This is a genomic window from Frigoribacterium sp. PvP054 (genome assembly GCF_040547465.1).
Lineage (GTDB): Bacteria > Actinomycetota > Actinomycetes > Actinomycetales > Microbacteriaceae > Frigoribacterium.
Genome location: NZ_JBEPPU010000002.1, coordinates 497,337 through 515,215, shown reverse-complemented (window position 1 = coordinate 515,215; position 17,879 = coordinate 497,337). Strand labels below are relative to the sequence as shown.

Here is a 17,879-nt window from a genome sequence, read left to right as displayed (position 1 = left end):
CTCGTCCCGTCCCGTCCCGTCCCGTCACCACCGGAAGGCACCACCATGTCCCGCATCCTCATCGCCGGCGAGAGCTGGATCACCGCGACCACCCACACCAAGGGCGTCGACGAGTTCACCGCCCACTCGTACACCGAGGGCGTCGCGCAGCTGCGGGCCGCCCTGCAGGCCGGTGGCCACGAGGTCGTCCACCTGCCCGCGCACCTCGTGCCGACCGAGTTCCCCGAGACCCGGGAGGCGCTGGACGCCTACGACGTCGTGGTGCTGTCCGACATCGGGGTCAACTCGCTGCAGCTCGCGCCCGCCGTCTTCGAGAAGAGCATCCCCGGTCGCGACCGCGTCCAGGAGCTCGCCCGCTGGGTCGAGGCGGGAGGCGCGCTGCTGATGATCGGCGGCTACCTGTCGTTCTCGGGCTGGCAGGGTCGCGCGGGCTACGCCCGGACCGAGATCGCCGACGTGCTGCCGGTCGAGCTGCTGATCGGCGACGACCGCGTCGAGCGCCCGGCCGGGGTGGTCGCGACCGTGCTCGACGCCGACCACCCCGCCCTCGGCGGTGCCGGCACCGAGTGGCCCCTGCTGCTCGGCTACAACCGCACGGTCGTCAAGCCGGGAGCCGTCGAACTGGCCCGGCTGGACGGCGACCCGCTCGTCGTCGTCGGCGAGGCCGGCGCCGGACGCACCGCGGTCTTCACGAGCGACTGCTCCCCGCACTGGGCGCCGCCGGCGTTCTGCGACGAGTGGAGCGGCTACGCCAAGGTGTTCCAGGGCATCGTCTCGTGGCTGACCAGCCGCTGACGCCGACCGGCCCCGCGGCGGGCTCGCGGGGCCCCGGGGGGCGGGCGGCCGCGCTCGTCGCGCGGTGCTCGGACGGGCTCGACGCGTCGGCGTCCGTGCCGCTGCTCGCCCGGATGGCCGACGGCACGATCGACGACGCCGACTTCGGACGCTACCTCGCCATCGAGCAGGCGTTCGTCCGGACCGCCGCCCGGCTGGCCGGGTACTGCCTCTGGCAGCAGTCCGAGTGGTCGCGGGCCGAGCGTCACGCCGACGCCGTCGCCGACCTCGTCGGTCCGCAGAGCCGGTACTTCGAGCGGCTGCTGGCGACGCGACCGGTCGACGACGCGACCTCGACCGACCTGCTGCGCCGCGCCTCCGTCCTCGAGGGGGCCGTGACGGCCGCTCTCGACGAGGGCGGCTACGCCGGGGTGGTCACGAGCCTCGCCGCGGCCGAGACCCTCTACCTGCGCTGGTGCACGCGAGCGGCCGAGCGCGAGGTGCCCCGACCGGGCGACGTGCAGCGGTGGATCGACCTGCACGTCACCGACGGCTTCCGCTCGCAGGTGGCGTTCCTGCACCAGCTGGTCGACGAGCTGCCCGACGACGTGACCGACGCACAGCTGGACCGCTGGTTCGCCGGCATGCTGCGGGCCGAGGACGCGTTCCACGCGAGCGCGCTCGTCGAGGTGGCCGCGTGACCGGCCCGGTCGTCGACCTGCGGGCCGTCGAAGCCCGCCTCTCGGCCGCGGGCATCCCCTTCGAACGCCTGGCCGTCGGCCCGGACGCCGTCGTGGTCGTCTCGTCGTACGGGGGTCGGGTCTACGGGCCGTTCTTCTCCGGAGGCCTGCCAGAGAACTGGCTGCCGGACGCCTTCGGCGACGACGCGTCGTTCGGGGCGCTGGTGGCCGGCGGCGACTGGAACGTCGGCGGCGACCGGGTCTGGATCGGGCCCGAGATCGCCTACATGATCCGCGACCGCAGCGACTACTGGGGCAGCTACGAGATGCCGCCCTCGCTCGACCCCGGCCGGCACGACCTCGAGCGCACGGGCGAGCACGTCACCATGACGCGGGTCGCCGAGCTCGAGGCCTTCACCGAGCCCACGGGGGCGGTCCGGGCCGAGCTGCGGCTGGTCGTCCGGCCCGCCGCGCACCCGTTGCGCCACCTGCGCGGGGCGTCGGTCGCGAGCCCCGGCGGGGCGTCCGTGGTCGACGGGGTCGAGTACGGCGGCTACGTGACCGAGGTCCGCCTCGGCATCACGTCGGACGGTGCCCACGAGGCCGAGTCGTGGGTGCTCGACCAGGTCCGCCCCGGCGGGACCGCGTTCGTCGCGGCCGTCCCCGGGGCCCAGGTGACCGACTACTACGAGCCGGTCGGCGACCTGCTCGCCGAGGTGCCGGGGGGCGTCGCCGTGTCGCTGACGGGGGCGGACCGCTTCAAGATCGGCTTCGCGGCGCCGCAGGTCACCGGACGCATCGGCCACGTGCGGGCCGTGGGCGCGCCCGCCGACGACCGCGCCGTGCTGTTCGTGCGCGGCAGTCACAGCGACCCGTCCGCCGAGTACTCCGAGGAGCCCGACCCGTCGCCCGGCGTCCGGGGCGACTCCCTGCACCTCTACGACGACGACGGCGGGCTCGGCGGGTTCGCCGAGATCGAGGCGCGGGGCACCCCCGTGCTCGGCCCGCGACCCGACGCCGTCACCGACCGGTTCTCGAGCTGGTGGTTCCGGGGGCGGACCGACGACGTCGCCCGCGTGGCCCAGCACCTGCTCGGGGTGCCGGCCGCGACGGTGGCGCGAGCCGCCCGGGGGGTCGAGCCGCGCCTCCTCGGGTCGTCGCCGACCCCGAGCAGCCCCCCCCGCCGGCGAGCAGCCCTCCGTCGCCGAGCGACACCGCGCCCTGGCGCGACACCACGCCCCCGAGAGGAACGACATGACCACCGACACCGACCCCGAGGCCGTCGACCGGGCCTACGACGACCTCGTCGCGCTCGTCGAGCACGGGCCGCGCTTCCACGGCACGCCGGGCATCGCGGCCGCGGCCGACTGGCTCGAGCAGCACCTCGGTGCGGTCGGCTGGCCGGTGGAACGACAGGCCGTGACGCTGCCCGGCTGGCAGCCGGGCTCCGTGCACCGCGTGGTCGTCCACGACCCGATCGTCCGCGAGCTGCCCGCCTGGCCGATGCTCTGGAGCGGCTCGACGGACGGCCCGCGTCGCGGCACGGTGGAGGCCGTCGGCCCCCAGGGGCTCTGGGGCGACTCGATGACCTGGCGCAAGTTCGTCGTGACCGACGACGACGGGCGCGTGCTCGCGTACCTCCACGCCCGCGACGACGGACCCGCCGCGCCCCAGCCCCTGCCGTCGGGGTCCGACCTCGAGGTCGCCCACCTGGCGATCGGCCGGCTCGACGGCCTGCAGCTGACCGAGTGGCTGGGTGACGGCAAGGCGCTCGTCGTCGAGGTCGAGGCCGACAGCGGTGCCGTCGCGGCGGCCACGAGCGACAACCTGATCGTCGACGTGCCGGGCACGGGCGAGGGCTCGGTGCTGCTCTGCGCCCACTACGACAGCTTCTTCAACACCGTCGGCGCCTACGACAACGGCAGCGGGACGATCGCCCTGCTGCACCTCGCCGAGAAGTGGGCGGCCGAGCCGCCGGTGCCGTCGGTGCGCCTCGTCTTCTTCACCGCCGAGGAGTGGCACCTGGGCGGGTCGCGACACTTCGTCGACACGGCGTCGACCGCCGACCTCGACGCGATCGACTACGTGCTGAACGTCGACGGGCTCGGCCGCGGCTCGTTCGTCGAGGCGTTCGGTGCGCCCGAGGCGTTCTCGACGGCGTTCCGCTCGGCCCTGCTGCAGCACGCGTCGGCGACCCGGCCCGACCTCGAACTCGTGACCCGGTTCCCGCCGACGACCGGCACCGACGACGCGTCGTTCTACCGCGCCGGGGTGCCGAGCGCGTTCCTGACCTTCAACGACCTGCACCGGTTGCACCAGCCCGACGACGAGCCGAACCGGGGCATCGCGGCGAACGTGGCCTGGACCGTGCCGCTCGTCGAGCACCTCGTGGCGACCCTGGCGCGGCCGACCCGCGCCGCGCCTCCCGGGGTGCTGTAGGCCGGGTCGGTCGAGTCGACGGCCCACCCGGCCGCCTGCTCGTCCGGCCCGCCCGGTCGCCCGTTCGCCCGGGCGCCCGGCGGCTCAGCCCATCGGTTCGGCGAAGACGATCCGGTTCTGGTCGTAGTGCCCCGACGAGCGGTCGAACACGCCGCCGCAGGTGATGAGCCGCAGTTGGTCGGTCGGCTGGGCGCCGAAGACCCGCCCGGTCGGGAACTCCGCCTTCGGCACGTCGAGCACCTCGGTCACGACGTAGCCGACGACGCCGCCCTCGACCGTCGTCACGTCGACGCGGTCTCCCGCGACGAGCTCGTCGAGTCGCGCGAAGACCGCGGGCCCGGAGGCCGAGTCGACGTGGGCGGCGATCACCGTGGGCCCGCGCCCGCCGGGTTTGCCTCCGCCGGTGAACCACCCGACGTCGTCCGCGTCGACGGGCACCTCCATGGCGCCGTCGTCGGCGATCCCGAGGTCGATCAGCGGGGCGTCGAGTCCGATCGCCGGCACCGAGACGGCCGCCGGGGCCACGCCTGCGCCGACCGTGGCGAGCGCGTCGACCGCAGGAGGCGCGGTGCCGGTCGCCGACGGAGCCGCGGTCGGCGAGGCGCCCGCCCCCGCCCCCGGGGTCGGCGCCGCCGTCGGCCCGACCACCCCGGGCGACGCGCACCCGGTCAGGGCCAGCACGACGACGGCGACGACCGCCGGCAGCAGGGGGCGGCGCAGGTCAGGCCCGAGCCTGGCGGTGGCGACGGGTCAGGACGTACGCGCCCGCGCCGAGCAGGGCGAGCGCGCCGGCACCACCGGCGGCGAGGCCGAGGCCGGCCGTCCCGCCCTCGGTGGCCGCGCCTCCGAGTCCGGTGTCGACGCCGCCCACGGGCACCTGCGTCAGCTGGCCGCGGACCACGCCGGCCGCGAACGACGCGGTGTGCGAGTCGCCCGTGAAGCCGGCCGGGTTCGCCTCGAGCTGCTTCAGGCTGAAGCCGGTGCCCGTGTCGGACCCGGCGTCGCTCGTCACGCCCGTGGTGAACGGTCCCTGCAGGCAGCCGCTACTCGTGCGCGTGCCGTCACCGCGGTCGACCGGGTTCGGGAACGCGATGCGCGGCGGGCCGGCCTGACCCTGCGCCGCCTCGTGGATGTGCGTCGCGGTCTTGGCCGGGCTCTGGTAGTCGCCGGTCACGCCGCGCAGCGTGATGTCGTAGCAGATGACCTCGGTGTCGCTGTTGACCCGGAAGTCGAACGTGCCGGTCGCGCCGGACTCGCCCGGGGTGGCGACCCCGTCGTTGTTGATGACCTGGTCGGGCGTCGCCATCACCGTGTAGGCGCTGGTGAAGCGGGACGGCTCGGGCACCTCGGTCTCGGCGAACGCGGGGGTCGCGGCGAACAGGGTGACGGCCGCGGCGGCGGCGCCGCCCACGGTCAGGGTGCGGATCGCGGTCTTCTTGGTCGTGCGCGTCATCTTCGGCATGCTCCGGGTCCTCTCGACGGGCGGCTCCCGGGCGGGTGCCGCTCGACAGGGCCTACGTCGAGGTCGGCCGATGCGTTCACCCGGGGGCCGAGAAAGTTCGTAGCGCGTCCCCGCAGACTTCGTGGCCGTCTCGATGAACTTCGTGCGCGTCCCGATGAACGGGGGAGGCGCGGCGGACGTACACCCCGTCGGCATCCGCGACCGGCGTGGATAGGCTGGAGGTCAGGCGGATGATCGCCGTCATGGGTCGCGCCGCTCCCGTCTCGGGCCGCACGACAGATCGGAGCCCGATGAGCAAGGGGTCGCCCGGGCTCGACGTCCGGGCCGCGTTCGTCGAGCACGGCTCGGCGCTGCTCGGCTTCGCCGTCAACGCCCTGCGCGACCGGGCCCTGGCCGAGGACTGCGTGCAAGAGACGTTCGTCCGCGCCTGGCGGGCCCGCGAGTCGTTCGACGCCGACCGCGGCAGCGTGCGCACCTGGCTCTTCGCCATCGAGCGGCGCGTGGTGCTCGACGTGCACCGTGCGCGGGGACGCACCCCGTCGCTCGTGCCGTTCGACCACGCGCCCGAACCGGTGGCGACCGTGGCCGACCCGCTCGAACGGCTGGGCATGGCCGAAGGGCTCGCCCGCCTCAGCGACGACCACCGGGCGGCCGTCGTGGCCGTCCACCTCGAGGGCCTCAGCTACCGCGAGGTGTCCGACCGCACGGGCGTGCCCGTCGCGACCCTGCGCACCCGCGTGTTCCACGCCCTGCGCGCCCTCCGCACCCACCTCGACGAAGGCGAGACGACCGATGACTGACCGAACGCCAGCTGCCGGTGGCGGCACCGGAGGGACCACCGGTCCCGGTGCTGCCGGCAGCGCCGGTGCCGAGGGCTCCCGTCGCGACGAACTGATCGCCGCGGCGCTCGCGGACGACCTCTCGCCGGCCGAACGCGCCGAGTTCGACGGGCTGCGGGCCGCCGACCCGGGCGTCGACGCCGAGCTCGCCTCGCTGGGAGTGGTCGTCGAGGGGCTCTCGGGCTTCGGGCGCTGGGACGACGTCGCCCCGAGCGACCGGCTGCGCGACCGGATCGACGCGATCGGCACCGGAGGGGACGCCCACGCCGCCGGTGCCGCCGGTGCTGCCGGCGGAGTCGGTGCCGCCGGTGCTGCCGGTGCTGCGGGCGCGGACGGCGATCGTGAGGCCGACGCGGCCGTCACGCGGATCGGCCCGCACGTCGCCGCCGCCCGCTCGGGTCGGGGTCGACGCCCCCTGCTGATCGCCGTCGCGGCCGCCGCGTGCCTCGCGATCGGCGCCGGGGGAGGCGCCCTGCTCGCGTCGCCCCGCGACACCGTCGTCACCGGCCCGGCCGGCACCCTGGGAGCCACCGAGCACGTCGACTTCACCGGTCAACCGGCCGGCGTCGACCTCGACGGCGACCTCGTCGCCCACACCTGGGGCACCGAGACCGTGCTCAGCGTCGACGGCCTGCCGACGGGCTCGGCGTTCACCGTCGTCGTCGTCGGGGACGACGGGCGCGAGTACGAGTCCGGGGCCTTCCTCGGCTCGGACGTCCGCGTCGACTGCCGGCTGAACGCCGCCGTGCTGCGGCCCGACGTGGCCTCGGTCGAGATCCGCGCGGCCGACGGGCACGACATCGCCGTCGCGTCCGTGCCGCCCGTCGCCAGCTGAGCCGGCGCGCCCACCCCTGCCGGCCGGCCCGCGCCTCCCGTTCGCGAATCGACCCGCGCCTCCCGGGCTCGGAACCGACCCGCGTGCCCGCGGGTCAGACGACCGTCAAGGAGGCGCGGGTCGCCTCGATCGTCGCGAGCAGCGACCTCGAGTCGGCCAGCGAGTGCAGGGGCGAGTCGCGCAGCCCGGCGTCCACGTAGGACGCCAGCGCCGTGGCCTGGTAGGCGAGCCCCTGTCGGCCGGTCGGCACGGACGGGTCGCTCCAGACGGCCGACCCGGCACCCGTGGTGAGCTCGAACGTCGCGGGGAAGACCAGGTTCTGCAGGGTGCGGATCGACCCGGTCGTGCCCGCGATCGTGCCGAGCCCGGGCGAGGTGGTGAGCAGGCTGGTGGCGGCGGTCGCGAGCACCCCGTCGGCCGTGCGGGTGACGACGGCCGCGTCGAGGTCGACCCCGTCCGCCCGGGTCGAGCCGGTCGCGTGCCACTCGACGGGGTGGCCGGTCGCGAACTGGGTGAACCAGAAGGCGTACACGCCGATGTCGAGCAGGGCGCCGCCGCCGAGCGCCGGGTCGGCCATGCGCCCGCCGGCCGAGAGGTCGTTCGCCCAGGCGACGTCCGCGGTCGCGAGTCTCACGTCGCCGATCGCGCCGTCGGCGAGCAGCGAGGCGATGACGGTGGTGTGCGGCAGGTAGCGGGTCCAGAGCGCCTCCATGGCGAGGACGCCGGCGGCGCTCGCCGCGGCCGCGATCTCGTCGGCCTCGGCCGTGCTGGTCGCCATCGGCTTCTCGATCAGGACGTGCTTGCCGGCCCGGATCGCCGTCAGCGCGTCCGGAAGGTGACGGGTGTGGGGCGTGGCCACGTAGACGACGTCGACGTCCGAGGAGCCGACCAGCGCCTCCTGGTCCCCGTACGCCGCGTCGACGCCGTGGGCGCGGGCGAAGGCCTGGGCCCGGTCGAGGCTGCGCGACGCCACGGCGACCACGCGCTGGTCGGTGTGCGCGTGCAGCGCGTCGGTGAAGTCGCCCGCGATCTCGCCCGGGCCGATCACGCCCCAGCGCAGGCTCGGCCCGCCGCGCAGCGGGACGGCCGTCGCGGCGGGGAAGCTCGGGGTGCTCGGGGTCTGCGTGGACATGCGGTCTCCTCGGGGTCACGTCGTCGTGCGTGCGTCCATCTTCGCCGGTGCCCCCGGTCTCCGGCCCGAGCAACCCGCGGCGAGCGGCGTCAGCCGGCGGCCCTCGGCCCTCGGCCAGCGGCCGCCAGCCTCGGCCCTCAGCCCTCAGCCCTGCTCGGCGAACCGCCCCGTGCCGATCACGTCGAGCAAGCGCAGCTTGGCGTCGTCGTCGGACCCGGGCGTCGCCGTCAGCACGAGCAGGGTCTGCGACTGGTCCTCGGTGAACAGCGCCTGGCAGTCGACCTCGATCCGGCCGAGCTCGGGGTGCAGCAGCGTCTTGCGGTCGTCGAAGCGCTGGTGCACCGCGTGCCGGCTCCAGAGCGTGGCGAACTCGTCGCTCGACGCGAGCAGCGCCTCCACGAGCTCTCGCGGTCGGCCGCCGCCGCCCGCCATGCTCAGGGCCGCCCGCAGCCCCGAGGCCTGCAGCTCGAGCTGGTGCGCATGGTCCTCGACCGGGTAGGAGGCGCGCTCGGCCGGGTCGGTGAACCACCGGTGGAACGCGCTGCGGGCCAGGCCCTCGAAGCGCATCTGGTCGCCGAGCAGGGCCACCGCGAGGTGGTTCTGCGCGAGCGTCTCGGCCAGGTCGCTGAGGACCAGCGCCGGCGTGTCGACGAGCCGGTCGAGCACCCGCAGCAGGGCCGGGCTGACGTGGTCGCCGCCCCGCGTCCGACGCGGCGGGTGGTGCCCCGTCAGGCGGTAGAGGTGGTCGCGCTCGTCCAGGCTGAGGCGGAGGGCACGCGTCAGGGCGACGACCATCTGCTCGGACGGCTGGGGGCCGCGCTGCTGCTCGAGGCGCGCGTAGTAGTCGGTCGACATGCCGACCAGCGACGCGACCTCTTCTCGGCGGAGGCCCGCGGTGCGCCGGCGGACGCCCTCGGGCAGGCCGACGTCGGACGGGCGCAGCGCCTCTCGGCGGTGACGGAGGAAGTCGGCGAGCTCGGCACGGTCCATCGCCCCATGCTGTCAGCCGGGCCGTCGCCCAGCCAGGGACCGTCGATCCCTGGACGAGCGCTCTCTGCCGACCCGCGCCTCCTCGGGGCAGGGTGGGGTCAGCACCGACGGTCGTCTTCCCGGCGAGCGTCACCCGCCGCGCGGTGCACGGCACCCACGCCGCGCCGCGCGCGGCACCCACGCCGCGCCGCGCGCGGCACCCACGCCGCGCCGCGCGCGGCACCCCACGAAGGAGCGACCGTGAAGATCAGCGGCAACACCGTGTTCATCCCCGGAGCCACGTCCGGCATCGGCCTGGGCCTCGCCCTGCGCCTGCAGGCCGCGGGCAACACCGTCATCGTGGCGGGCCGCCGCCGGGCCCTGCTCGACGAGATCGTCCGGGACCACCCGGGCATCGAGGCCGTCGAACTAGACACCACCGACCCGCAGGCCGTCGTCGAGGTCTCGGCCGAGGTCCAGCGCCGCTGGCCCGAGACCGACGTCGTCGTCGCGATGGCCGGCATCATGCAGACCGAGGACGTCACGAGCGGCGACTTCCTCGCGACGGCCGAGGCGACGGTCACGACGAACCTGCTCGGGCCGATCCGGCTGCTGGCCGCGTGGACGTCGTTCCTGCAGACGCAGCCGGCCGCGTCGTTCGTGACCGTCTCGTCGGGGCTCGCGAGCGTGCCGCTGCCGATCACGCCGACCTACTCGGCGACCAAGGCCGCGATCCACTCGTTCAGCGAGGCCGTCCGCGTGCAGCTCGCGGGCACCAGCGTGCAGGTCGTCGAACTCGTGCCGCCGGCCGTGCAGACCACCCTGCTCGGGCAACAGGACGACCCCTCGGCCATGCCGCTCGACGAGTACCTCGACGAGACGATGGCCCTGCTCGAGGCCCAGCCCGACGCCCACGAGATCCTGGTCGAGCGCGTCAAGTTCTTGCGTGACGCCGAGGCCGAGGGGCGGTACGACGCGGTGCTGGCGCGACTCAGCGGGCACTGAGCAGGGGGTGGTGGGTCGGCGGGTCGGCGGGTCGTGTGCGTGGGCCGGGTCGGCGGGTTGATGGATCGGCGGGCGCCGGGTCGACGGACGCCGGCTCGTGTCGGGCACCGCGCCCTAGGCTGGACGCATGAGTGCGTGGGGTGACTGGGGTCCGGCCGTGGTGGCGATCGTCGTCGCCGTCGTCTACCTCGTGATCGTCGTGAGCATCGTGCGAGCCGTGCGCCGTCGAGCCGACACGACCCAGCTCGAGCGCACCGTCTGGACGGTCGCGGCCGTCCTCTTCCCGATCGGCGCCGGGGCCGTGTGGCTGCTGCTCGGGCCGCACCCGCTCGGCCTGCGCATCGACCGCGAGCACGAGTAGCCCCGGGGCGGGCACGGTCCCGCCTCCGGCCGGGTGCGGCCCCGCCCCCGAGCGGCACGGCCCACCTCCGGGCGGGCACGGTCCCGCCTCCGGCCGGGTGCGGCCCCGCCCCCGAGCGGCACGGCCCACCTCCGGTCGGGCACGGTCCCGCCTCCGGGGTCGAGCCTGTCGGCGGTCGCGTCTAGCCTGCGGAGGTGACCAGCCCCACTTCCGAACCCGACGCCTGCCGAGGAGGCGCGGCTGGGCCCCTTGAGACCGCCTGCGGTCGCCCGGTCGACGCGTCGTCGCCCGTGCCGCTGTGCGACCGGCACCTGGCGGTCGCCGCCGACTGGGTGGCGGCACGCGAGGGCTCGGGCGACGGGGTGACCGACCTGCTGCCGTCGCCGTGCCTCGCCTGCGGCTCGCGGCTCGGCGTGCACTGGCCGTCGGGCTGGCTCTGCGCCGTCTGCGAGTGGCGCCAGGGCGACGTTCCCGACGCCGAGCTCGGGGTCGTGCGGGTCGACGTCGTCTACTACATCCGCTTCGACGACCGCATCAAGATCGGCACCTCGTCGAACCCGCGGCAGCGCCTGGGCACCCTCTGGCACGACGAACTTCTGGCCTTCGAGCGGGGCGACCGTGTGGTCGAACGCCGGAGGCACGGGCAGTTCGCCGCGACCCGCTTCGGCCGCACCGAGTGGTTCGCACCGAGCGCCGAACTCGACGCGCACGTGACGGCGCTCGCCGCGGGCGTCGACGACCCCTGGCAGCGGTACGCCCGTTGGCGCAGCGAGGCCCTGGCCCTGCGCGGCTGACCCTGGCCCTGCGCGGCTGACCCTGGTCCGCGCCGGGCCCTGAGCCTCGTCGCACCGGGTTTCGTGCTTCGCGCCGCGACTAGATCGGGTGCCGTGCACGAAACGCGGTGCGGTGTCGTGGCTGTACCCGGTCGACCGGGTGCGCGCCGGGGTCAGGGGCGCAGATAGGCGTCGACGAGCAGGGGGCCGCGGATGGCCCGCAGTTCGTCGAGCAGCAGCGGCACCGTCTGCCGGGTCAGCCCCGAGAGCTGCAGGTCGTGCGGCCCGAGGGGCGGCAGCTTGCCGGTGCGCAGCCGCACGACCTGCCAGCCGGCCGCTCGGAGGGCCGCGTCCTTGCGCCGGTCGGCTGTCTCGCGGTGCCCGACGTGTTCGAGCCCGTGTCGCCCGGTCGAGTCGTACTCGATCGCGACCCGGAGCTCGCCCAGCACGATGTCGGGCCACACCTCGACGTGGTCGAAGAACGGACGCCCGACGCGCACGGCCGTCAGCCCGGGCTCGAACTCGAGCCGGGCCGTCAGCTCGGCCCGCAGCTCGGCCTCGACCGCCGACGCGGGCTTGGGCGCACACGCGCTGGTGAACGGGGTGCCCGTCGGCAGCGCCGGCGTCTTGTCGCAGACCGGCCGCGAGGCAGGGGTCGGCCGCGAGGCCCGACCGCCCCGGGAGGCGCGGGCCGGCTGGGCGGCACGGGCCGGCTCGGCGGCGCGGGCCGGCTGGGAAGCGTCGGCGGGCTCGGAGGCGCGGCTCGGCTGGGCGGCGCGGGAGCCCGGACTGCCGGTCGCGTCCGCCCGTGGTGTCGTCGACGGCAGGCCGGTGCTCACGGAGCGACCACGCCGGGGCGGGGGTGGCGGGGTACCGGGCGCCGCGCCTCCTGGCTTCTGAGCCCGCACCGTCGAGCCCGGCACCGACGACGTCGCGGTCGTCGGTGCGGGCGCCGGCAGGCCCGCACCCGTCTCGCCGGTGGCCAGGGCTGGTCCGCGGACGAGCGCGGCCGGCTCGTCCGTGACCGCGGCCTGCCGCCGGGCGACCTCGGCCTGCGCCCGCACGACCGCCGCAGGAGCCATGGGCGGGCGCATCGGCAGCGCGCGCGGCGCGGCCAGTTCGCTGCAGGTGGGGCACCACGACGACCGGCGTCGCTCGCGCCCCGGCCGGTGTCGCTGCTCGTCGGGAGTGGCGACGAACACGTGGCCGGCGTCGCAGAGCCAGCACAGCCACACGTCGGCCGCGGGTGGGATCTGGCTCAGGACGATGCCGGCGTTGTGCTCGGGGCGGTACTGGCGCACCAGCACCGGGTACGACGCCCACGCCTCGCGGTAGCTGCCCACCGCGTAGGGCACGGCGAGCCCGCGCGACGTCTGGCGTCGCGCCCACCAGGCGGCGATCGGCTCGGGCACGCGCACACGGTACGACGGGCCACCGACATCGCATCCGCCGCTCGGCGCACGAACCCCGTTCACGAAGACGAACCACGAAGAAACGGGGTTCGGCTTCGTGAACGGGGTTCGGCGAGACGCGGCCCGGCCCGGCCGCCCCCGACCCCCGTAGCATCGACCGGATGCCCGACACCGCGCCTCCCGACGTGCCCACCCCCGCGACCGCCGCCGCGGCAGCAGCCCCCAGCGACGCGACCGCCGCGGCCTCGGGCGACGCCCCGACCGCCGCTGCCCCCGCCGACCCCGCGACCCCCGCCGACCCCGCGACCGCATCAGCCCCGGCCGACGTCCACGCCCGCGGCTTCGTCCGCGTCCGCGGTGCCCGCGAGAACAACCTGCGCGCGGTCGACGTCGACGTGCCGCGCGACAGCATCGTCGCGTTCACGGGCGTCTCGGGCTCGGGCAAGTCGTCACTGGCGTTCGGCACGATCTTCGCCGAGGCGCAGCGCCGGTTCTTCGAGTCGGTGGCTCCCTACGCACGCAGGTTGATCGCGCAGGGCGGCACCCCGCACGTCGACGAGATCACGGGCCTGCCCCCGGCCGTCGCCCTGCAGCAGCGTCGTGGAGCGCCGAGCTCGCGGTCGACCGTCGGCACCCTGACCACCCTGTCGAACTCGATGCGAATGCTCTACTCGCGGGCCGGCAGCTACCCCGCCGGGGCCGACCGCCTCGAGTCCGACTCGTTCTCGCCCAACACCGTCGCCGGGGCCTGCCCGCGCTGCCACGGCCTCGGCGTCGCGCACGAGGTGACCGAGTCGTCGGCCGTCCACGACCCCTCCCTGAGCATCCGCGACGGCGCCATCACCGCCTGGCCGGGAGCCTGGCAGGGCAAGAACCTCCGCGACGTCACGAGCGTCCTCGGCTACGACATCGACCGCCCCTGGCGCGACCTGCCCCAGGCCGACCGCGACTGGCTGCTGTACACCGACGAGCAGCCCGTCGTCGAGGTGAACCCCCAGCGCGACCGGGTCGCGAAGCCGTACAAGGGCCGCTTCTGGAGCGCCCGCGCCTTCGTCATGCACACCCTCGCCGACTCGCAGAGCGAGACGCAGCGCACCAAGGTGCTGCGGTACGTCGAGAGCGGCCCGTGCTCGCTCTGCGGCGGCAGCGGACTGACCCGGGCGGCGCTCGCGGTGACCTTCGCGGGCCGGACGATCGCCGAGCTGAACGCCCTGCCGATCGCCGAGCTGGGCGACGTGCTGCGGCCGACCGCCACCCTGACGAGCGCGTCCGCCGCGGTGTCGAACGCGTCGTCGGGTGAGGTCACCGAGGTCGCCGTCCGCCTCGCCGCCGACCTGCTGGCCCGCACGACCGTGCTCGACGACCTCGGGCTCGGCTACCTCAGCCTCGGCCGGGCGACGCCCACGCTGTCGCCGGGCGAGATGCAGCGGCTGCGCATCGCGACGCAGCTGCGGTCCGGCCTGTTCGGCGTCGTCTACGTGCTCGACGAGCCGAGCGCCGGCCTGCACCCGGCCGACGCCGAGTCCCTCGTCGAGGTGCTCGAACGCCTGCGGGCGAGCGGCAACTCCGTGTTCGTCGTCGAGCACGACATGAGCATCGTGCGCCGCGCCGACTGGGTCGTCGACGTCGGCCCGGGGGCTGGCAGCCAAGGAGGCGCGGTGCTCTACAGCGGTCCCGTCGCCGGGCTCGCCGGGGTCGCCGACTCGGTCACGCGACGCTTCCTCGAGCCGCCCGTCGCCGGTCGCGCCCAGGGCGAGCCGCCCGTCCGCCGCGAACCGGTCGACACCCTCGAGCTGCGGGGCGTCACCCGCCACAACCTCGACGGCGTCGACGTCGACCTGCCGCTCGGCGTGCTGACCGCGGTGACGGGGGTGTCGGGTTCGGGCAAGTCGACGCTGGTGGGTGGGGTGCTGGCCGAGACCGCGACCGGGCACGAGCGGGTCGACCGCGTCGTGCAGGTCGACCAGAAGCCGATCGGCCGGACGCCGCGGTCGAACCTCGCGACCTACACGGGCCTGTTCGACGCCGTGCGGCAGGCGTTCGCGGCGACCGACCTGGCACGAGAGCGCGGCTACGGTGCCGGACGCTTCTCGTTCAACGTCGTCGGCGGCCGCTGCGAGGTCTGCCAGGGCGAGGGGTTCGTCTCGGTCGAGCTCCTCTTCCTGCCGGGCAGCTACTCGCCCTGCCCCGAGTGCCACGGCGCCCGGTTCAACCCCGAGACCCTCGAGGTGACCTGGCACGGGGCGACGGTCGCGGACGTGCTCGCGATGACGGTGGACGAGGCCGCGACGTTCTTGACCGAGGTGACCAGCGCCTCCCGGGCACTCGAGACCCTGCGGCAGGTGGGGCTCGGCTACCTCCGGCTCGGGCAGCCGGCGACCGAGCTGTCGGGCGGTGAGGCGCAGCGCATCAAGCTGGCGACCGAGCTGCAGCGGGCGCGCACCGGTCACACGCTCTACCTGCTCGACGAGCCGACGACGGGGCTCCACCCGGCCGACGTCGAGTTGCTCGTCGCCCAACTGCAGCTGCTCGTCGACGCGGGCAACTCGGTCGTGGTGGTCGAGCACCACATGGGCGTCGTCGCCGCGTCCGACCACGTGATCGACCTCGGCCCCGGGGGAGGCGACGCCGGCGGTCGCGTGCTCGCCGTCGGCACGCCCGAGCAGGTCGCCGGGGCCGCGGGCAGCCGGACCGCGCCGTACCTCGCGGCGGCGTTGCCGGGCTGACCCGCCGAGAGCCGAGGCGCGGTGCAGCCGAGCCGCGCCTCCTGCCTTCCCGACCCGCGACTCCTGCCTTCTCGACCTGCGCCTCCCGGCCCTCGCGACCTGCGCCTCTCGCGACGCCCCGACGAGACACGACGTGCCGCCCACCGGTCGAGGGGGCGGCACGTCGTGTCGGAGCGGGTGGGGTCTACGGCGAGACCATGCCACCGTTCACGTTGAGCGTCTCGCCCGAGACGAAGCTCGACTCGGCCGACGCGAGGAACACGTAGGCCGGAGCCTGCTCGGCGGGCTGTCCGGCGCGGCCGAGCGGCGCCTCGCTCGAGCCGAACTCGGGCAGCGACTCGGGGTCGACGCCGTCGGTGACCTGCAGCACCGTCCAGGTCGGGCCCGGGGCGACGACGTTGACGCGGATGCCCTTCTTGATGAGCTGCTGCGCCATGCCCTTCGACAGGTTGTTGATCGCGCCCTTGGTGGCGGCGTAGTCGAGGCGGTCGGGGGCCGGCGTGTGCGCCTCGGCCGACGCCGTGTTGATGATGGTCGAGCCGGGTGCCAGGTGCGGGACGGCCGCCTTGACGATCCAGAACGGCGCGTAGACGTTGGTGCGGAAGGTCAGGTCGAACTGCTCGTCCGTGATGTCGGCGATGTCCTCGTGCCAGACCTGCTTGCCGGCGACGTTGACGACGGCGTCCAGGCCGCCGAGCCCCTCGACGGCCTTCTCGACCAGCTCACGACAGAAGGAGGCGCTGGTCAGGTCGCCGGGCAGGGCCACGGCCTTCTGCCCCGCGGACTCGATCATGGCGATGACGTGGTCGGCGTCCGACTGCTCGCTCGGGAGGTAGTTCAGGGCGACGTCGGCACCCTCGCGGGCGTAGGCGATGGCGACGGCGGCCCCGATGCCGGAGTCGGCACCCGTGATGAGCGCCTTGCGGCCGGTCAGGCGGCCGGTGCCGCGGTAGGTCTCCTCGCCGAGGTCGGGCACGGGCGTCATCTTCGACTGCAGGCCGGGTTCGTCCTGGTGCTGCACCTCGGGGCTGATCGTCGGGTAGAGCGAGCGCGGGTCGGCGAAGGTGTACTGGTCGCGGGTCATGCGGGGTCCTCTCGTGGTCGCGGTGCCCTGGACGGTACGCCGGGCGGACTGCGGGTCGTACCCCACGGGCGGGTTGCTGCCCCGGGGGCCGGTGGGCGGTGGCTGGGGCCGGCGGGCCGGGGCCGGTGGGCGGGCGGGTTCGGCGTGGGCGGTCGTCTGTGCACGCCCGCTTCCGACGGACCCGCCCGCCCCGGGGTACGGGCTCACACGGCGGGCGCGACCGGCGGGCGTAGGCAGGTCGGGTGCCGCGACGAGCGCGGCCGGGACGGAGTGGGCACCATGGCGACCGAGATCACCGAGGGCGGGCAGGCGACGATGGAGGCCGTCGAGCGCATGCGCGACCAGGAGCGCCCGCTCGACGAACGCTTCACCGACGACTTCACCGACCACGACCCGGCCGACGGGCAGCCCGAGGGCGGCGGCGGCATCGCCTGGTTCTGGGAGCAGTTCGGGGAGTCCTTCAGCGACGTGGACCGGACGGTGCTCGAGACGATCGTGACGCCGACGAAGTTCGTCACGATCAACGACATCTCGGGCACGCACACGGGTGAGTTCATGGGTCACGCGCCGACCGGGAAGCGGTTCACGGTGCGCAACGTGCAGGTGATCGGCTACCGCGACGGCAAGGCGTGCGATCGTTGGGGTTCGACGGACGTGCTCGGCATCCTGCAGCAGCTCGGTCTCGCCTGACGCTCGGGGCGGCTCGTCCGTCCGCCCGCCCGCCCGCCCGCGTTCGTCGCATCGGGCGTCGAGTGGTCCGAAAGTGTCCTTCGGCCGAGCGCGAGGGACGATTCGTGACCACTCGACCGGCCCCGGGGACGTCGGATAAGGGGTCGCGTCAGCGGGTGACGGCGAAGGCCGGGGGAGGCGCGTCCGACGTCGCCCCCGTTCCGCATGCCACGGCGCGGGCGATGCGTTCGACCAGCTCGTCCGGCACCGGTCGGCCCCAGCCGAAGGCGACCGTGTCCTTGGTGCGGCGGTGCGGCGAGACGTCGCCTTCGAGGGCGCCGTCGAAGCGGGGGACCGGGTAGATGCCGAGGTGACGGGTCCAGGCCGCGAAATAGAGCGTGCGGCCGTCGTCGAAGCGGACGGCGGGCATGCCGTACTTGAGGCTCTCGATTCCGCCGGAGCACCCGGCGTGGATCGCCCGTCTCACCCGTTCGAGTGCTTCGCGCTTCTCGGGCGGGAACCCCGCGATGTACTGATCGACCACGCTGTCGCTCATGACGAGTCCTCTCGTTCGCTGGGCACCAGTGTGCGACGGAACGCCCCGCACCGCCAGCCCCTGGCGGCACCGCCAGGTCGTCAGACCCGATCTCGCTGGTGGGCTCACGAGCTGCGGTGAACCCTCGCGAGATGGTCGGGCTGTGGTTGCGTTCGTAAGAGGG

General features: G+C 74.9%; 17 protein-coding genes. 10 read left to right on the top strand and 7 right to left on the bottom strand.

All coding sequences use genetic code 11. From position 1 onward, the window contains the following. The first annotated feature begins 45 nt into the window (after nt 1–45). The 3 genes from ABID81_RS05200 to ABID81_RS05190 all read left to right on the top strand — a co-directional run bounded on the left by ABID81_RS05200 (nt 46) and on the right by ABID81_RS05190 (nt 3,893). Nucleotides 46–795 (top strand): glutamine amidotransferase, encoded by a 750-nt coding sequence (locus ABID81_RS05200; RefSeq protein ID WP_354593739.1) that lies wholly within the window; start codon nt 46–48, stop codon nt 793–795. Continuing rightward, nucleotides 777–1,475: a TenA family protein gene (locus ABID81_RS05195; protein ID WP_354593738.1), complete on the top strand. Its 699-nt coding sequence runs from the start codon at nt 777–779 to the stop codon at nt 1,473–1,475. The genes ABID81_RS05200 and ABID81_RS05195 overlap by 19 nt, the downstream gene beginning before the upstream one ends. Nucleotides 1,476–2,708: 1,233 nt before the next feature. Further along, complete coding sequence (locus ABID81_RS05190; RefSeq protein ID WP_354593737.1) at nt 2,709–3,893, top strand: M28 family metallopeptidase; 1,185 nt, start codon at nt 2,709–2,711, stop codon at nt 3,891–3,893. A gap of 84 nt (nt 3,894–3,977) precedes the next feature. Here the strand turns inward: ABID81_RS05190 and ABID81_RS05185 are convergent, their stop codons facing one another. Both ABID81_RS05185 and ABID81_RS05180 read right to left on the bottom strand, forming a co-directional pair. Beyond that, complete coding sequence (locus ABID81_RS05185; protein ID WP_354593736.1) at nt 3,978–4,574, bottom strand: class F sortase; 597 nt, start codon at nt 4,572–4,574, stop codon at nt 3,978–3,980. Nucleotides 4,575–4,614: 40 nt separating this feature from the next. Further along, a complete protein-coding gene (locus ABID81_RS05180) occupies nt 4,615–5,355 on the bottom strand; it encodes a CHRD domain-containing protein (protein ID WP_354593735.1) in 741 nt (246 codons plus the stop codon). 230 nt (nt 5,356–5,585) lie between these two features. Here ABID81_RS05180 and ABID81_RS05175 point away from each other — a divergent pair, with 230 nt between their 5' ends. Continuing rightward, nucleotides 5,586–6,155, top strand: a complete 570-nt coding sequence (locus ABID81_RS05175) for an RNA polymerase sigma factor (protein ID WP_354593734.1) — start codon at nt 5,586–5,588, stop codon at nt 6,153–6,155. After that, nucleotides 6,148–7,029 (top strand): hypothetical protein, encoded by an 882-nt coding sequence (locus tag ABID81_RS05170; RefSeq protein WP_354593733.1) that lies wholly within the window; start codon nt 6,148–6,150, stop codon nt 7,027–7,029. The genes ABID81_RS05175 and ABID81_RS05170 overlap by 8 nt, the downstream gene beginning before the upstream one ends. A 94-nt stretch (nt 7,030–7,123) precedes the next feature. On the opposite strand, the gene ABID81_RS05165 is transcribed toward ABID81_RS05170, so the two are convergent. Then, on the bottom strand, nt 7,124–8,161 hold the full coding sequence (locus ABID81_RS05165) for a Gfo/Idh/MocA family protein (protein WP_354593732.1): 1,038 nt from the start codon (nt 8,159–8,161) through the stop codon (nt 7,124–7,126). Nucleotides 8,162–8,305: 144 nt separating this feature from the next. Then, nucleotides 8,306–9,151, bottom strand: coding sequence for a helix-turn-helix transcriptional regulator (locus ABID81_RS05160; protein ID WP_354593731.1), 846 nt, complete (start codon nt 9,149–9,151; stop codon nt 8,306–8,308). A gap of 240 nt (nt 9,152–9,391) precedes the next feature. On the opposite strand from ABID81_RS05160, the gene ABID81_RS05155 reads away from it, so the two are divergent. From ABID81_RS05155 to ABID81_RS05145, 3 genes are all read left to right on the top strand, one after another. Further along, nucleotides 9,392–10,135, top strand: coding sequence for an SDR family oxidoreductase (locus ABID81_RS05155; protein WP_354593730.1), 744 nt, complete (start codon nt 9,392–9,394; stop codon nt 10,133–10,135). A gap of 127 nt (nt 10,136–10,262) precedes the next feature. After that, nucleotides 10,263–10,496, top strand: a complete 234-nt coding sequence (locus ABID81_RS05150) for a hypothetical protein (RefSeq protein WP_354593729.1) — start codon at nt 10,263–10,265, stop codon at nt 10,494–10,496. A gap of 194 nt (nt 10,497–10,690) precedes the next feature. Continuing rightward, nucleotides 10,691–11,290: a GIY-YIG nuclease family protein gene (locus ABID81_RS05145; protein ID WP_488628175.1), complete on the top strand. Its 600-nt coding sequence runs from the start codon at nt 10,691–10,693 to the stop codon at nt 11,288–11,290. 152 nt (nt 11,291–11,442) lie between these two features. Here the strand turns inward: ABID81_RS05145 and ABID81_RS05140 are convergent, their stop codons facing one another. Beyond that, on the bottom strand, nt 11,443–12,681 hold the full coding sequence (locus ABID81_RS05140; protein WP_354593728.1) for a putative endonuclease domain-containing protein: 1,239 nt from the start codon (nt 12,679–12,681) through the stop codon (nt 11,443–11,445). A gap of 161 nt (nt 12,682–12,842) precedes the next feature. Here ABID81_RS05140 and ABID81_RS05135 point away from each other — a divergent pair, with 161 nt between their 5' ends. Then, nucleotides 12,843–15,407 carry an ATP-binding cassette domain-containing protein gene (locus ABID81_RS05135; protein ID WP_354593727.1) on the top strand — a complete coding sequence of 855 codons (2,565 nt, stop codon included), beginning with the start codon at nt 12,843–12,845 and terminating at the stop codon, nt 15,405–15,407. Between the two features lie 184 nt (nt 15,408–15,591). On the opposite strand, the gene ABID81_RS05130 is transcribed toward ABID81_RS05135, so the two are convergent. Further along, nucleotides 15,592–16,491 carry an SDR family oxidoreductase gene (locus tag ABID81_RS05130; RefSeq protein ID WP_354593726.1) on the bottom strand — a complete coding sequence of 300 codons (900 nt, stop codon included), beginning with the start codon at nt 16,489–16,491 and terminating at the stop codon, nt 15,592–15,594. A gap of 279 nt (nt 16,492–16,770) precedes the next feature. Between ABID81_RS05130 and ABID81_RS05125 the strand changes: the two genes are divergently transcribed. Continuing rightward, complete coding sequence (locus ABID81_RS05125) at nt 16,771–17,181, top strand: ester cyclase (protein WP_354593725.1); 411 nt, start codon at nt 16,771–16,773, stop codon at nt 17,179–17,181. Nucleotides 17,182–17,329: 148 nt separating this feature from the next. Here ABID81_RS05125 and ABID81_RS05120 read toward each other — a convergent pair whose 3' ends face one another. Then, nucleotides 17,330–17,716 (bottom strand): iron chaperone, encoded by a 387-nt coding sequence (locus tag ABID81_RS05120; protein WP_354593724.1) that lies wholly within the window; start codon nt 17,714–17,716, stop codon nt 17,330–17,332. Nucleotides 17,717–17,879 lie beyond the last annotated feature (163 nt).

Excerpts from the sequence above, each read along its gene's own strand:
- ABID81_RS05120 (WP_354593724.1), bottom strand. The coding sequence starts at position 17,716 with ATGAGCGACAGCGTGGTCGATCAGTACATCGCGGGGTTCCCGCCCGAG.
- ABID81_RS05160 (WP_354593731.1), bottom strand. The coding sequence starts at position 9,151 with ATGGACCGTGCCGAGCTCGCCGACTTCCTCCGTCACCGCCGAGAGGCG.
- ABID81_RS05135 (WP_354593727.1), top strand. The coding sequence starts at position 12,843 with ATGCCCGACACCGCGCCTCCCGACGTGCCCACCCCCGCGACCGCCGCC.
- ABID81_RS05190 (WP_354593737.1), top strand. The coding sequence starts at position 2,709 with ATGACCACCGACACCGACCCCGAGGCCGTCGACCGGGCCTACGACGAC.
- ABID81_RS05200 (WP_354593739.1), top strand. The coding sequence starts at position 46 with ATGTCCCGCATCCTCATCGCCGGCGAGAGCTGGATCACCGCGACCACC.
- ABID81_RS05150 (WP_354593729.1), top strand. The coding sequence starts at position 10,263 with ATGAGTGCGTGGGGTGACTGGGGTCCGGCCGTGGTGGCGATCGTCGTC.
- ABID81_RS05170 (WP_354593733.1), top strand. The coding sequence starts at position 6,148 with ATGACTGACCGAACGCCAGCTGCCGGTGGCGGCACCGGAGGGACCACC.
- ABID81_RS05175 (WP_354593734.1), top strand. The coding sequence starts at position 5,586 with ATGATCGCCGTCATGGGTCGCGCCGCTCCCGTCTCGGGCCGCACGACA.
- ABID81_RS05180 (WP_354593735.1), bottom strand. The coding sequence starts at position 5,355 with ATGCCGAAGATGACGCGCACGACCAAGAAGACCGCGATCCGCACCCTG.
- ABID81_RS05125 (WP_354593725.1), top strand. The coding sequence starts at position 16,771 with ATGGCGACCGAGATCACCGAGGGCGGGCAGGCGACGATGGAGGCCGTC.
- ABID81_RS05165 (WP_354593732.1), bottom strand. The coding sequence starts at position 8,161 with ATGTCCACGCAGACCCCGAGCACCCCGAGCTTCCCCGCCGCGACGGCC.
- ABID81_RS05130 (WP_354593726.1), bottom strand. The coding sequence starts at position 16,491 with ATGACCCGCGACCAGTACACCTTCGCCGACCCGCGCTCGCTCTACCCG.